Source organism: Atopomonas hussainii (genome assembly GCF_900109735.1).
GTDB lineage: Bacteria > Pseudomonadota > Gammaproteobacteria > Pseudomonadales > Pseudomonadaceae > Atopomonas > Atopomonas hussainii.
Window position 1 is genome coordinate 135,031 of the sequence record NZ_FOAS01000004.1, and the last position, 14,463, is coordinate 149,493.

The following is a 14,463-nucleotide window of genomic DNA, read 5'->3' on the forward strand; positions in this document are numbered from 1 at the left end:
TATGAAGCAACATAGAAAACAAAGCGGCTTATCTCTCATAGAGCTAATGATAGCCTTGCTCATCGGCAGCATTTTATTGCTAGGCGTACTGCAATTACTCTCCCGAACCACGTCCAACGACCGAGTAAACAATGCTCTAGCGCGCACTCAAGAAAGCGCTCGAATCGCCATTGAGTTCATTCAACGCGATGCTCGACGCGCAAACTACCTTGGCTGCGCCAATGCCAACCAACCCACAGCCGACACACCAACCAGCGCGCAAACCGCAATCGAAACGATGTTGGTCGCTACGGTAACGGGCACAGAGGGCGCGAATGGCAGCGACACCCTTTCTCTCTCATACGCCAGCAACACCGGGGCGACACTTACTAATATCGCAAACAATGGCATCACCTTTACCCCTGAAGTTAGCCATGCTGCCAATGAAACCTTCATGTTCACCGACTGCACAAATGTCGCCGTTATAAAGACAAACTCCAGCAGTAATAGCACAGGCAGCATCACAAGCAGCGGTAATGAGTATGATCCCCGCGGAATCAATCCGTACACACAAGACAATGCAACAGGCAACTCTGTCCCAGTAACTTTGTGGCAAATGGCAAATGCAAGCTACAGCATAAGAGACACTGGTCGTACCAACAGCAACGGCGATCCCATAATGGGGCTATTCAGGAACAATGACGAGATCATTGAAGGCGCAGAGAACCTTCAGATCCTTTATGGCTTAGCCAGCTCGCCAACTACCACACGGTGGGTTGATGCCGACGGACTGACAGCGGCTAACTCTCGTCAAGTCTACCGAATAAAAGTCAGTATCGTCGTGGCGTATCCAGACCCACTGATCAACGCGCCCAACGGCAATGTTCTAGCAGTAGCAGACCTGAACAATCCAACATTAGCGGCTGCAAATGACGGAAGACTGCGCAGAGCCTTTACTTCAGAAATTGACATTAGAAATCGCCAACATCTTAGGAACTGAGCATGAACTACGCACCTAAAAAACAAGGCGGGATTGCACTATTAGTGAGCCTGGTACTTCTGCTCACACTAACTATCATCGCAGTCACCGCCAGCAACACAGCGTCACTGCAAGAGCGCATGGCCCTGAATTCTCAACAAAACAATACCGCCTTCCAAGCAGCCGAAAGCGGCTTAGATTTTGTAAGCACTTCAATTGAAGCAGCCGCCAAAGGCAATGCCAATATGGACACCCTTGCCAGTACGCTGACCAACAACTACAACAGCGCCACCAAGACCACCAACAGCCTTATTAGCGTGACCGGCCGACTAGAAACAGGCAACTCATTAGGCGGCAATATTGCCACCTACCGTTATGAATATCGCAGCTGCGGCTCAGCCACATCAGTGGCTGACACTCCCGTCACAACCTGCCCTGCCAATAACGCCGACCTTGATCCTCATGTGACCGCAAAACATGCCCAAGGTTATCGCGCGCGCATAGGCGTAATAAATTAAATAGCGCTGAGGAAAAGACCATGAAATCAGCAAAAACGAATTTTTTTACTTTAAGCCTGGCGCTCAGTGGCAGCATTCTCAGCAGCGCACTTGCCCATGCAGATGACACTGAGGTGTTTTTCGGCGGCCCCGCTATCGACGACGCGACCAAGCCTAATGTTCTCTTTATCCTAGATAACTCAGGCTCGATGAACTGGCGCCTCGATAACAACAACAATGCCAACGGCGTAAATTCTCGCCTCATGGTTTTAAAAGAAGCCTTTCAAGACATCGTCTACAATAGCAGCGGCATTAACGTCGGTGTTATGGCGCTTAATCCTCGCGCCGAATACGGCAACACACGGATGATTTACCCGGTCACATATATTGACCAAGAACTCCCCACAGATGCTACTCAAGTAGCGGGCACGCCTAGCATTCTGACCAGTGCCGACGATGCCGTTCAAGATCTTACCGGGCCAAACGCAGGCTCTGCGAATCTCAATACATCAAGCCTAGGCATGGGGCAAATTTCTGTTAGCACTAACGTCAGTCAGTCAAACAATATTACTTTGACAGGTGCTGGCGCTTTTTACTTGAAGAGCAATACCACCTGCCGTCTTACCCCAACGACAGACCCCAGCGGAGCTTGCCAAACCACCACGTTAAAAGACATCACGATAGATGGTAATGGCTCGCAGCCCAACAATGCACTATTCCACTTTAGTGGGTTTAATATTCCCTCCGGCGCAACCATTGACGACGCCTACATCACATTCAGCGAAACTAATAGCAAAAACCATAAAGCCCCTTTTAGCTTTACCTTCGAGAACAGTGCGACGCCGAGCCTGCCCAATCACGGCACCCCGCTAGACAGCGCAAAAGTCTTTCTACCTAGCACCACGATATCGTCTAACAGCAACTGGAAGAACTCGCCTGCCTCTTTCACCGTAACCAGTAGCATTCAAGCCATTGTAAACAGCAATATTGGCTCGGCGATAAACTCTGTACTGGTTTCAGTACAACCGACCAACAATACCAATTACACATTCTGCGCCAACCCTAATTCGTGCGGCGGCAACAGCCCCCGACTAGTTATTCAGTACACCTCTGCCCTAACCAGCACAGAGCAACGCATGACCGCTCTGCGCTTTCAGAACGTCGGCATCCCCCAAGGTGCTGTCATCACCAGCGCCGTACTCGGTTTTGCCCCGGCAGCCACGAGCGCCGTTGCAGACAACCCGAGCTTTTCAATCAAAGCCCAAGCAGCAAGTGACAGCGCTGCCTTTACTGCCGGCGAAAACTTAAACAGTCGTTCCAAAACTGTCGCCACTACCACTTGGACCCCTCCAAGCTGGACGGTACAAAACCCCTCTGTCGTCGAACCTGGCCCGGATGTAACCAACGTAGTACAGGAAGTTGTTAACCGTAGCGACTGGTGTGGCAACAACGCCATGGCGTTCTTTGTCACCCCGCTCACCGTCGGCTATAGAGCAGCCTGGAGCATTGATGGCGCACAAGGCCTACAGCCAACACTGACCATCAACTACACCGGCGGCAGTGGCTGTAATAACCCCATCGTTGAAACACGCGTTGGCGCCGAAAAGAACGATGGCGATCAGAACCTAAATAGCAATGCCAATTTAGGCAATAGCGTGCTCAATACACGCTATGCAGGCGCTCGCTTTGAAAAGCTGCCTATTCGCCGCAACGCAACAATCATGGAAGCCAGCATTACTGTCACCCCAAGTAGTTCGATCACTTCAGGCGCAACTTTCACGCCGTTCATTCAAAACATTGGCAGCGCCCCTGAGCTATCGGCCGCTTACAATAACCTATCAGCACGAGCCAACATCAATGGCGGCACGTGCACTATTACTAGCAGCACTGGCAACTGGCCTGCAGACAAGCCTTATACATGCAGCTCTACAGCGCTTAAAAACGCGCTACAAGCACTAGTTAATCGTGGCGACTGGGTGCCCAGCAATGATGTGGCAATTATTCTAGACAAAGGCAACAGCACCATCCCTATCAAGGCCTTTGAAAGCAACCCGGCTGAATCTATTAAGTTACGCATCAAAGTAGCCAATGGCGGATTAGATTCCTCAACTAACACCGTACGTTATCAAGTTAACTCTCTAGTTCAATCAATGTATGCAGGCAACGGCACCCCTGTCGTTCCCGCCATGTACGATGCTGCTCAATATTTACGCGGCAACAGCAGTCCTATTACTAGCGCCTGTCAGTCAACCCATACCGTACTTCTCACCGACGGGGTGGCTAACTCAAACACCACAGCCGCTAAAAACGGGATTGGCTCACTCATTGGCTCAAGTTGCACGGGCGACTCTGGCAATGATGGCGAGCGCTGTGCACGTTCACTTTCAGAGTGGTGGGCAACACAAGATCAGACTCCGACAATTTCTGGTGACAACTTCGTAACCACGCATACTGTTGGCTTTGCCTTGGACGCCTCAGATGCAGCAACCAGCGCATCTATTAAAGACTTTCTGCAGGATCTTGCTACTGAAGGCGGTGGTACTTTCAACACCGCTAGCAATGCCTCAGACCTGACTCAAGTCTTTAACAATATCATTCAAGAGGTGTTAGCGACCGACACCACCTTTGTAAGTCCCGGCGCTACTGTTAACCAGTTCGAACGAACCGAGAACAAGAATGAAGTTTACTTCGCACTGTTCAAGCCATCTGATACTGACCGCTGGGTTGGCAACCTCAAGCGCTTTAGTATTGACGATGGCACAGGTGATTTAAGCAAACTGATCTTAGATCGTGACGGCATCGCTGCAGTAGACCCATTAACAGGCGGCTTTAAAACAACCTCACGAAGCTTCTGGTCCACCTCTGCCGACGGCAACAACACTGCTAATGGTGGGGCTGCATCGCAAATCCCCACAGCCGCTAGCAGAAACTTGCGCACTTATATCGGCAACGCTCCTAGCAGCCCAGTAACCCTCAATACCGCCGCGACAGAGCTGAGCAACAACAACACAAGCATCCTTAATGGCCATTTAAATGCCACCGATGATGCAGAGCGCGTTAGCCTCATCAACTGGATTCGCGGGCAAAACGATGATAGTAGCCAGCGCAAGGCCATGGGCGATCCACTGCACTCGGTACCTCAGCTAGTTACTTATGGCTGTACTGCCTGGTCAGGCGAGACTTGCACCAGCGAAGATCAAAGCGTTTATGTAGGCACTAACGAAGGCTTTATTCAGGCGTTTAACACCAACACGGGTGCTGAACAGTTCGCCTTCATGCCGCAAGCCTTGCTTTCAAATATCAAAAAGCTGAAAACAAACGCCAAAACAGCCTCCCCTAACCCCAAGCCTTATGGCATGGATAATAGTGTGCTGATTTGGAAAAACGACCTTAACGGCAACGGCCTTATCTACGGAGATATTGGCACTTCCAGCACCAGCCTCAACACTGGCGAATTTGTCTACCTCTACGCAACCATGCGCCGTGGTGGCCGTGACATATACGCCCTAGACATTACCAACCGCTCATCACCACGCCTGCTATGGCAAATCCAAGGGGGCGTTACACCTGGGTTTGAGTACTTAGGTCAAACTTGGTCAGTGCCGGTGCGCGGTAAAATTAAGGTTGGCAGCGTAGATAAGAACGTGCTGATCTTTGGTGGCGGTTACAACCCGGCACAAGACAATGTCGATGTTCGCACTGCTGACACCTACGGCAACGCACTCTATATTGTCGATGCCGAAACCGGCAGCTTAATTTGGTCAGCTAGCAGTTTTGCTGGCCATACCAAAACTTTCACCAAAATGAAGTATTCCATGCCTGCCTCACCGCGCATTTACGACATTGACGGTGACGGTTTAACCGATCAAATTCTGATTGGCGACGTAGGAGGTCAGCTCTGGCGCTTCTTCATCAACAAAGGAGAGTCTGGCAGCAGCCTAGTCACTGGCATCGACAGTAACGGTAACAGCTCAGCAGACAATGCAGACGGTGTTATGGCGGACGTTGTGCCAAGTAACTACAGCTCTCTGACATTAGAGCAGCGCCAAGCCAATACTCGCCGGTTCTATAACACGCCTGACGCGGTGCTTCTGCAAACAGCTAGCGGCACATCCCTGGTCGTCAACATTGGCTCGGGCTATCGTGCCCACCCCTTAAGCACCCGGACGACTGACCGCTTCTACTCGTTCCGAAGCAGCATTACCTACAACCCAGCCAACGGAGCCCCTGGCACCAATACTGCCCTGACTGAAAGCGCGCTGTATGATGCCACTGACAACCTTGTACAAAGCGGTAGTAGCGCGGCACAAGAGGAAGCCGCAGAAGCCTTCGCAGAGCGTAATGGGGGCTGGTTTATTACTCTGACAGGAACCGGTGAAAAGAACCTAACTCGCGCACTTACTATTGAGGGCGTGATCACTTTCACCACTTACGAGCCAACGGCCAATACTGCTGACTGTCGCGCTTCCGCCGGCATCAACTGGCGCTATGAAGTTAATCTTTATGATGCCACGCCGTTACCTGGAAACATTGACTCAACCAGCGGCAACGCCACACGAAAAACGAAGTTAAACTCTGGCGGTATTTCGGGTGACACTACTGTTCTGATTCGTGACAACAGCAGTGGCGGCAGCAGTGGTGTCAAATGTAACGGCATCGAGTGTGAGGAATTTGACTTCAAATCCGGCACCGGCAAAATTTTCTGGATTGACGAGCTCTGAGGCCCTAATGAACAGCCATCACCGTGGTTTTACATTGATTGAGTTGATGATGGTCATAGCGATCATTGGCATTATCGCCGCAATCGCTATCCCTAATTATCAAACCTATATCAACAACACTGCCTGTGAGAACGCCAAAAGCGTCCTCACAGGCGCCGCCACCATCATGGAGAGCCATCGCGCACAAACCCAATCCTATGCGGGAGCCAACTTAGGAGCGTATAGCCAAGCCCCCGTGGATGGCGGCGCGATCTTTAACGTAGCGATAACCGCCTCAAATGCTTCAAGCTACACGCTAACGGCAACTCCCCTTAATCCTGGTCGACTGGCAGGCCAAGGCACTCTGACGCTCACATCAGCCGGCATCCGCGGCGGCACCGGCAACTTCGCTACCGCCTGGGACGAAGGATGCAGCCTGTAAGCTCCATACCCTAAGCCCAATAAAAAACCGCCGAAAGGCGGTTTTTTATTGGGCTTAAAGCACAGCTCAAAGCGTTTTCAGCCGCAACTCTTTGGGCATTGAAAAGGTAATATTTTCCGGCTCACCTTCAAGCTCCACCTCGCCGCCACCGCCTAAGGCTTGTAGGCGTTCAATAACACCGCGCACAAGGATTTCCGGCGCGGAGGCACCGGCGGTTATACCCACACGCTGTACCGACTCAAGCCACTGCGGCTGAATTTCTTCGGCGCCGTCGATTAAGTAGGCTGGGGTATCCATACGCTCTGCCAGCTCACGCAGGCGGTTGGAGTTGGAGCTGTTCGGGCTGCCTACCACCAGCACTAAGTCACACTCGCCAGCCAGCTGTTTAACCGCATCTTGGCGGTTTTGCGTGGCGTAGCAGATGTCGTCTTTACGCGGGCCGTGGATGGCGGGAAATTTCGCACGCAGGGCGTCGATGACTTTGCTGGTGTCATCCATCGACAGGGTAGTTTGCGTCACGTAAGCCAGCGCTTCTGGGTTGCGTACTTCTAGCTTGGCAACGTCCGCTTCATCTTCAACCAGGTAAATCGTGCCGCCGTTGCTGGCGTCGTACTGGCCCATAGTGCCTTCCACCTCGGGGTGGCCGGCGTGGCCGATGAGGATGGTTTCGCGGCCTTCGCGGCTGTAGCGCACCACTTCCATATGCACTTTGGTGACCAATGGGCAGGTGGCATCGAAGACTTTCAGGCCACGACGGTCGGCCTCTTGACGTACCGCTTGGGAGACGCCGTGGGCACTGAAGATGACGATGACGTTATCCGGCACCTGATGCAGCTCTTCGACAAACACCGCGCCGCGTTCGCGCAGGTTGTTGACCACGAATTTGTTGTGCACCACTTCGTGCCGCACGTAGATCGGCGCGCCGAAAACATCCAGCGCGCGGTTAACGATCTCGATGGCGCGGTCGACGCCGGCGCAAAAGCCGCGCGGGTTAGCGAGTTTGATCTGCATGGCTCAACCGGCAGCAGGCCGGACCTCGATAATTTCCACGTCAAAAGTCAACGCACGACCGGCCAGCGGGTGGTTGAAGTCGATCACCACGCTGTCGCCTTCCAGCGCTTTAACCACGCCGGGCAGCTCGGTATTGGCGGCATCGTTAAAGATCACCAGCAGGCCTTCGGATAACTCCATATCTTGGAAGTTATCGCGCGGCATGCGTTGCACGTTCTGCGGGTTGGGCTGACCAAAGCCTTGCTCGGGGGCAATGGCGATGCTTTTTTTGTCGCCCGCTTGGCTGCCGAACAGCGCCTGCTCAAAACCCGGCAATAGGCTGCCATCGCCTACGGTGAAGCTCGCGGGGTTCTTGTCGAAGGTTGAATCGACCACTTCGCCACTCTCGGCAAACTTAAGGGCAAAGTGCAGGGTTACGCGGCTATCCGGGCCAATCACTAGGTCAGACATGCTTTTCTCCGGACGGGGCTTCGTCTTTCTTAAATACATCTTTAAACAACATCACTGCGCCCAGCGTGATGCCACAATCGGCCAAGTTAAAGGCTGGGAAATAATGCTCGTTGCGCCAGTGCACGAGGATGAAATCCACCACCTGCCCTAGCACTACGCGGTCGTACAAGTTACCCAACGCACCGCCCAGCACCATGGCTAAAGCGATGGCCGTCCAACGATCGTTTTTCGGCAAGCGCTTGAGCCAGATCACCAGCGCCACGCTCACGCCCACGGCAATGGCGGCGAAGAACCAGCGCTGCCAACCCGAGTGCCCGGCCAAAAAGCTGAACGCGGCGCCTTTGTTGTAGGCCAGCGTCCAGCTGAAATAGTCCGGAATCACCACGATCTGCCGGTACAGCTGGTAGTCAAAGAGGCCTTCGAAATAGACCTTGCTGAGGCGGTCTGCCACTAACAGCAGCAGACTCAACCACAGCCACGGCAAGCCGCCTTGCTTGAGGCGATCAAGCATGAGCTCGTTCCTCGCCGCTGCCAGCCACGTTATCCACGCAGCGGCCACAGATCTCTTCGTGACCGGCATGCTGGCCGACGTCTTCGCGGTGGTGCCAGCAACGCACGCACTTCGGCGCTTGGCTGACCACAATCGCCAGTTTCAGGCCTTCGACGTCGGTGGCTACCGCGCTCTCGCCTACCTCACACAGACCTTTTACGCTGGCCTTGGAGGTGATCAGCACGAAGCGCAGTTCATCGCCCAACTTGGCCAAGTCGGCCTGAATGGCGTCGCTGGCGAACAGGGTGACTTCGGCTTGCAGGTTGGCTTTAATCAGTTTTTGGCTGCGCTGATTTTCCAGCTCTTTGTTTACTGCATCCTTGACCAGCATCACGCGCTGCCAGAAGGCCATGTTCAGCTCGGCATCAGCAGGCAGTGCGCTTAGGCCGGTGTAGAAGGTATTCAGCAGCACCGACTCATTACGCTCGCCCGGCAGGAAGCCCCAGATCTCGTCAGCGGTGAAGCTGAGGATAGGCGCCACCCAACGCACCAGCGCCTCGATGATGTGGTACAGCGCGGTCTGGCACGAACGGCGCGCACGGCTGTTAGCCTGCGTGGTGTATTGACGGTCTTTGATGATGTCCAGATAGAAGCCGCCCAGCTCCTGCACGCAGAAGTTGTGCACTTTCTGGTACACCACCAAGAAGCGGTAATTGCTGTACGCCTCGAGGATTTCTGCCTGCAATTCGGCGGCACGGGCTACGGCCCAGCGGTCCAGATCGAGCAACTCTTCGTTGGGCAGCAGGTCTTTAACCGGATCAAAGCCGTTCAAGTTGGCCAGCAGGAAGCGCGCGGTGTTACGGATGCGGCGGTACGAGTCGGCGGTACGGGTAAGGATCTGATCCGACACAGCCATCTCGGCCGAGTAGTCGGTAGAGGCCACCCACAGACGCAGAATGTCGGCACCTAGCTTGTCCATCACCGCTTGCGGAGCAACCACGTTGCCGAGCGATTTGGACATCTTGCGGCCGTCCTGATCGACGGTAAAACCGTGGGTCAGCACTTGCTTGTACGGCGCTTTGCCGTGGATGGCGATGCTGGTCTTCAGCGACGACTGGAACCAGCCGCGATGCTGGTCGGAGCCTTCCAGATACAGGTCCGCAGGGAAGCCCAGCTCTTCGCGGCGTTCCAGCACCGCAGCGTGGGTCACGCCGGAGTCGAACCACACGTCCAGCGTATCGGTGACTTTCAGGTACTGCTCGGCTTCAGCACCGAGCAGCTCGGCGGCGTCCAGCTCGAACCAGGCATCGATACCGCTTTGCTCGATACGCTTGGCGACTTCTTCGAACAGCTCCTGCGTGCGCGGGTGCAGCGCTTCGGTGTCTCTATGGATAAACAGAGTAATCGGCACGCCCCAGGTACGTTGGCGCGATACGCACCAGTCCGGGCTTTGCTCCAGCATGCCTTCGATACGGTTCTGGCCCCACTCCGGCACCCAGCGCACGCCCTTAACGGCGGCTTTGGCGTCATCCAGCAGGCCTTTCTCGTCCATCGAGATAAACCACTGCGGCGTGGCGCGGTAGATCAGCGGGGTTTTGGTGCGCCAGCAGTGCGGGTAGCTGTGCTGGAATTTCTTCACACACACCAGCTTGCCGTGTTCTTTCAGCGCGGCCAGTACCGGCTCGTCGGCCTTGTACACATGCACGCCAGCAAACGGGCCAGCCGCTTCGCTGTAGGTGCCGTCGGCTTGCACTAAGTTGAGGGTGCCGAGGCCATAGGCTTGGCCGACTTGGAAGTCTTCCAAACCATGATCGGGGGCGGTGTGTACGGCGCCGGTACCGGCATCCAGCGTCACGTGATCGCCCAAGATGACCGGCACTTGGCGATCGAAGAACGGGTGCTGCAGCTTTAAACCTTCCAGCGCAGCGCCACGGCACACGCCTAGGCTCTGCCAGCTCTCCACGCCCCAGCGGGCCATGATGTCTTTGACCATGTCGGTGGCCAGCACCAAGCGTTCGACACCATTACCGCAATCCAGCTGCACCAAGCTGTATTCCAGCTCGGCATTCAGCGCCACGGCTTGGTTGGCGGGGATGGTCCACGGCGTGGTGGTCCAGATCACCAGCGCGGCACTACCTTCGCCAGCGGCCTCAGGGAAGGCGGCCAGCAAGGCGGCTTGATCGACAGCAGTGAAACGTACGTCGATGGCAGTGGAGGTCTTGTCTTGGTATTCCACCTCGGCCTCGGCCAAGGCGCTCTGCCCCACCACGCTCCAGTACACTGGCTTGTAGCCTTTGACCAAGTGGCCGTTGGCAACGATGCGGCCGAGGCTGCGTACGATGTCGGCCTCGGTCTGGAAGTTCATGGTCAGGTAGGGATTATCCCAATCGCCAAGCACGCCCAGGCGGATAAAGTCGCGCTTCTGGCCATCGACTTGGCTGGCGGCGTATTCGCGGCACTTCTGACGAAATTCGCGGTACGGCACTTTGTCGCCGGCACGGCCGATCAGGGTTTCTACTTTGTGTTCAATCGGCAGACCGTGACAGTCCCAACCCGGCACGTACGGCGCATCGAAACCGGCGAGGGTTTTCGATTTAACGATGATGTCCTTAAGGATCTTGTTCACCGCGTGGCCGATGTGGATGTCGCCGTTGGCATAGGGCGGGCCATCGTGCAGGACGAACTTCGGCCGACCGGCGCTAATGGCGCGAATCTTCTGGTACAGCCCAATACCGTTCCATGCGTCCAGCATGCCGGGTTCACGTTGGGCCAGACCGGCTTTCATGGGAAAGTCGGTTTCCGGCAGATTCAGGGTGGCTTTGTAGTCGGTCATGGCTCTTGGCTCATTCCTGCTTGCGTAAAGAACTGCCGCGTTACACGCAGCACGGTAAAGGGTATTGCTGCCAATAAGCGCGGGCAGCGTCGATATCCGCATAAATCGCGGCTTTTAGGGCATCTAGCCCTGCAAATTTTTGCTCGTCGCGCAGCTTGGCATGAAAGCGCACCGGCAGGTATTGGCCGTAGAGGTCGCCGGCGTAATCGAGCACATGCACTTCAAGGTGCGCTTGGCCGTCGCCCGCCACACTGGGGCGCTCGCCGATATTGGCCACCCCAGCCAGTACTTGCCCTTCGTGCTGCACACTCACCACATACACGCCGTGCAGCGGTGCGCGTAAGCGCTTGAGCTGGATATTGGCGGTCGGCACACCCAAGGTGCGGCCGAGCTTTTGCCCGTGCAGCACGCGCCCGGCGATCACAAAGGGGCGATCTAGCAGGGCTTCGGCAGTGGCGAAATCGCCTGACTCCAGCAGCGAGCGAATCCGCGTGCTGCTTACGCGATCACCGAGCAACTCGACGGTTTGGGTGTTTTCTACGGTAAACCCCAGCGTGCTGCCGGCTTGCTGTAAAAAGGCAAAGTCGCCGGCACGGTCGCAACCAAAGCGGAAGTCGTCGCCCACTTGCAGATGGGTAACGCCTAAGCCTTCAACCAAAATGCGCTGCACAAAGGCCTCTGCAGTGAGTTCACGCAGGCGCTGGTTAAAGCTCAGGCACAGCACGCGATCGACACCCGCGGCTTTCAGCAGCGCGAGTTTGTCACGCAGGCGGCTCAGGCGCGGCGGCGCTTCGCGGCCGGCGAAAAACTCGCGTGGCTGCGGCTCGAAAATCACCACACAACTGGGCAAGCCAGCGCGCGCGGCAGATTCACGCAGGCGCGACAAAATGGCTTGATGGCCCACATGCACACCATCGAAATTACCGATAGTGACGACATGCCCGCGATGACGGGGGCGCAAATTGTGCAGACCGCGAATCAGCTCCATAGCACCTGGCTTACAGCAAAAGAGGCCGATTATAGCCTTGCCAGCTCAGCGCTGACCAACCGCTTAGCGCATGCCGCAGCCATGTTAGGCGTGACGCAGATGGCGTGGACGCAAACCGGTTACCAGCAAAGCGCCCGCATAGGCTGCGCCGCCAGCCACAACCAAGAGAGCCATCCACCCGGCACGCATCTGCCAGCCCCAGTCAAACCACACCGCGTGGGCCGGGTTCAGCCACACCACCACGGCCAGCATGGCCACACATGCAGACAATAGCTGCAGCGAGAAACGCCCCCAACCCGGGGCAAACTCGTACACGCCCGCCTTGCGCAAGCCCCACAGCAACATACCGGTGTTGAGCATGGCCGATAGCGACGTCGCCAGCGCCAAGCCCACGTGCTGCAGCGGCCAGATCAAGATGAGGTTAAACACCATATTCGCCGCCATGCAGATGATCGCGATGCGTACCGGAGTTTTAGTGTCTTGGCGGGCGAAATAGCCCGGCGCCAATACCTTGATCAGCATAAAGGTCAGCACGCCGAGCGAATAAGCCTGCAAGGCCAGCGCCGATTGCTCGACCGCGGTTTGCGTCATCGCGCCGTAGAAGAACAAGGTGGCGATCATCGGCTCGGCCAACAAGGCCAATGCCAAAGCTGCCGGCACACCAACCAAGAGCACCATACGCAGCGCCCAGTCGATGGTTTTGCTAAAGGCTTTCGGGTCGCTAGAGGCGTGTTGGCGCGACAACGAAGGCAAAATCACCGTACCAATGGCAATCCCGAAGGCGCCCAAGGGCAATTCCGACAAGCGGTCGGCGTAATACAACCACGACACACTGCCGGTCTGCAGGAACGACGCCAGCACGGTATCCAGCAGCAAGTTGATCTGGCTCACCGACACACCAAACAGCGCCGGCAGCATCAAGGTCATAATCTTGCGCACGCCTTCGTCTTTAAAGCCCCAGCGCGGCGCTGCCAGCAGCCCTAGGCGCGCCATAAACGGCAGCTGGAACAGCAACTGCGCGATACCGGCGATAAACACGCCCCACGCCAGCGCAAAGACTGGCTCGTCGAAATACGGCGTCAGACCCACCGTGGCAGCGATCATGCAGATATTCAGCAGTACCGGGGTAAACGACGGCACCGCAAAGCGGCCATAGCTGTTCAGCACACTGCCGCAGAAGGCGGTAAGGGAAATCAGCAACAAGTAGGGAAAGGTAATCGCCAGCATCTCGCCAGCCATGGCCAGCTTGGCGGGCTCACTGTGAAAGCCCGGCGCAAACAGCATGATCAGCACCGGCGCACCGGCAACGCCCAACAAGGTCACGCCGCTGAGCACTAACCCCAAGCTGCCCGCCGTGCGTGCCACCAGCAGTTTGACGTCATCAAAGCTGCGCTGGGTTTGGTATTCCGCCAGCACCGGCACAAAGGCTTGCGCAAAGGCGCCCTCGGCAAATAAGCGGCGTAAAAAGTTAGGAATCTTGAAGGCCACAAAGAAGGCATCGGCCGCCGAGCCCGAACCAAAATAGGCAGCCACGACCATATCGCGTACCATGCCGAGCACACGCGAAAGCAGCGTCATCACACTGACCACCGCGCTGGAACGCAATAAACCGCCTTTTGCTGGTGCCGCCGCCATGTTCGATCCCCCGAAAACGTGGCGCGAGTGTAACCAACAGGCTGAATGCGCTCCAGCACAGATGCGTTTCAGGGTTGACAGACGCAAAGCACGGCGGCATCATCTGCCGCCTTTATTTGGTAACCCCCAGTATTTCGAGGAGCTCGACGGTGGCTAATATCCCCTCCGCCAAGAAACGCGCCAAGCAGGCTGAGAAGCGCCGCAGCCACAATGCCAGCCTGCGTTCCATGGTTCGCACTTACATCAAAAACGTCGTTAAGGCCATTGCTGCCAAAGACGCCGAAAAAGCCCAGGCTGCATACGTTGCTGCTGTACCGGTCATTGACCGCATGGCCGACAAGGGCATCATCCACAAGAACAAGGCTGCTCGTCATAAGAGCCGCCTGAACGCTCAGGTTAAAGCGCTGTCACAAGCGGCCTGATCGGTTCTTACCGGATTCATAAAAAACCAGCTTTCGA

The 14,463-nt window shown here is 55.8% G+C and carries 11 protein-coding genes; 5 read left to right on the forward strand and 6 right to left on the reverse strand.

Translation table 11 applies throughout. From position 1 onward, the window contains the following. Window position 1 precedes the first annotated feature (1 nt). From BMX80_RS05040 to BMX80_RS05055, 4 genes are read left to right on the forward strand one after another with little or no spacing between them, the layout of a single operon-like run. Window positions 2-979 (forward strand): PilW family protein, encoded by a 978-nt coding sequence (locus BMX80_RS05040; protein ID WP_074865869.1) that lies wholly within the window; start codon window positions 2-4, stop codon window positions 977-979. Window positions 980-981: 2 nt separating this feature from the next. Next, window positions 982-1,476 (forward strand): pilus assembly PilX family protein, encoded by a 495-nt coding sequence (locus BMX80_RS05045; protein ID WP_074865871.1) that lies wholly within the window; start codon window positions 982-984, stop codon window positions 1,474-1,476. A gap of 20 nt (window positions 1,477-1,496) precedes the next feature. Next, window positions 1,497-6,176, forward strand: coding sequence for a pilus assembly protein (locus BMX80_RS05050; RefSeq protein WP_074865874.1), 4,680 nt, complete (start codon window positions 1,497-1,499; stop codon window positions 6,174-6,176). Window positions 6,177-6,183: 7 nt separating this feature from the next. Continuing rightward, the gene (locus tag BMX80_RS05055) at window positions 6,184-6,597 is read left to right on the forward strand and encodes a type IV pilin protein (protein WP_074865877.1); all 414 of its coding nucleotides are present in this window, start codon (window positions 6,184-6,186) and stop codon (window positions 6,595-6,597) included. Window positions 6,598-6,663: 66 nt separating this feature from the next. Here BMX80_RS05055 and ispH read toward each other — a convergent pair whose 3' ends face one another. The 6 genes from ispH to murJ form a co-directional block, all read right to left on the reverse strand. Continuing rightward, window positions 6,664-7,608 (reverse strand): 4-hydroxy-3-methylbut-2-enyl diphosphate reductase, encoded by a 945-nt coding sequence (gene ispH / locus BMX80_RS05060; protein ID WP_074865879.1) that lies wholly within the window; start codon window positions 7,606-7,608, stop codon window positions 6,664-6,666. A gap of 3 nt (window positions 7,609-7,611) precedes the next feature. Continuing rightward, window positions 7,612-8,058 (reverse strand): FKBP-type peptidyl-prolyl cis-trans isomerase, encoded by a 447-nt coding sequence (locus BMX80_RS05065; protein ID WP_071873202.1) that lies wholly within the window; start codon window positions 8,056-8,058, stop codon window positions 7,612-7,614. Next, window positions 8,051-8,569, reverse strand: coding sequence for a signal peptidase II (gene lspA / locus BMX80_RS05070; protein ID WP_074865882.1), 519 nt, complete (start codon window positions 8,567-8,569; stop codon window positions 8,051-8,053). Before lspA ends, BMX80_RS05065 begins: the two co-directional genes overlap by 8 nt. After that, window positions 8,562-11,381, reverse strand: a complete 2,820-nt coding sequence (gene ileS / locus BMX80_RS05075) for an isoleucine--tRNA ligase (RefSeq protein ID WP_074865885.1) — start codon at window positions 11,379-11,381, stop codon at window positions 8,562-8,564. Before ileS ends, lspA begins: the two co-directional genes overlap by 8 nt. Window positions 11,382-11,421: 40 nt before the next feature. Further along, entirely contained in the window at window positions 11,422-12,369 is a 948-nt protein-coding gene (gene ribF, locus BMX80_RS05080) for a bifunctional riboflavin kinase/FAD synthetase (RefSeq protein ID WP_074865888.1), read from the reverse strand. 84 nt (window positions 12,370-12,453) lie between these two features. Beyond that, entirely contained in the window at window positions 12,454-14,004 is a 1,551-nt protein-coding gene (gene murJ, locus BMX80_RS05085) for a murein biosynthesis integral membrane protein MurJ (protein ID WP_074865892.1), read from the reverse strand. A gap of 149 nt (window positions 14,005-14,153) precedes the next feature. On the opposite strand from murJ, the gene rpsT reads away from it, so the two are divergent. Beyond that, on the forward strand, window positions 14,154-14,426 hold the full coding sequence (gene rpsT, locus BMX80_RS05090; protein ID WP_071873207.1) for a 30S ribosomal protein S20: 273 nt from the start codon (window positions 14,154-14,156) through the stop codon (window positions 14,424-14,426). Window positions 14,427-14,463: the final 37 nt, after the last annotated feature.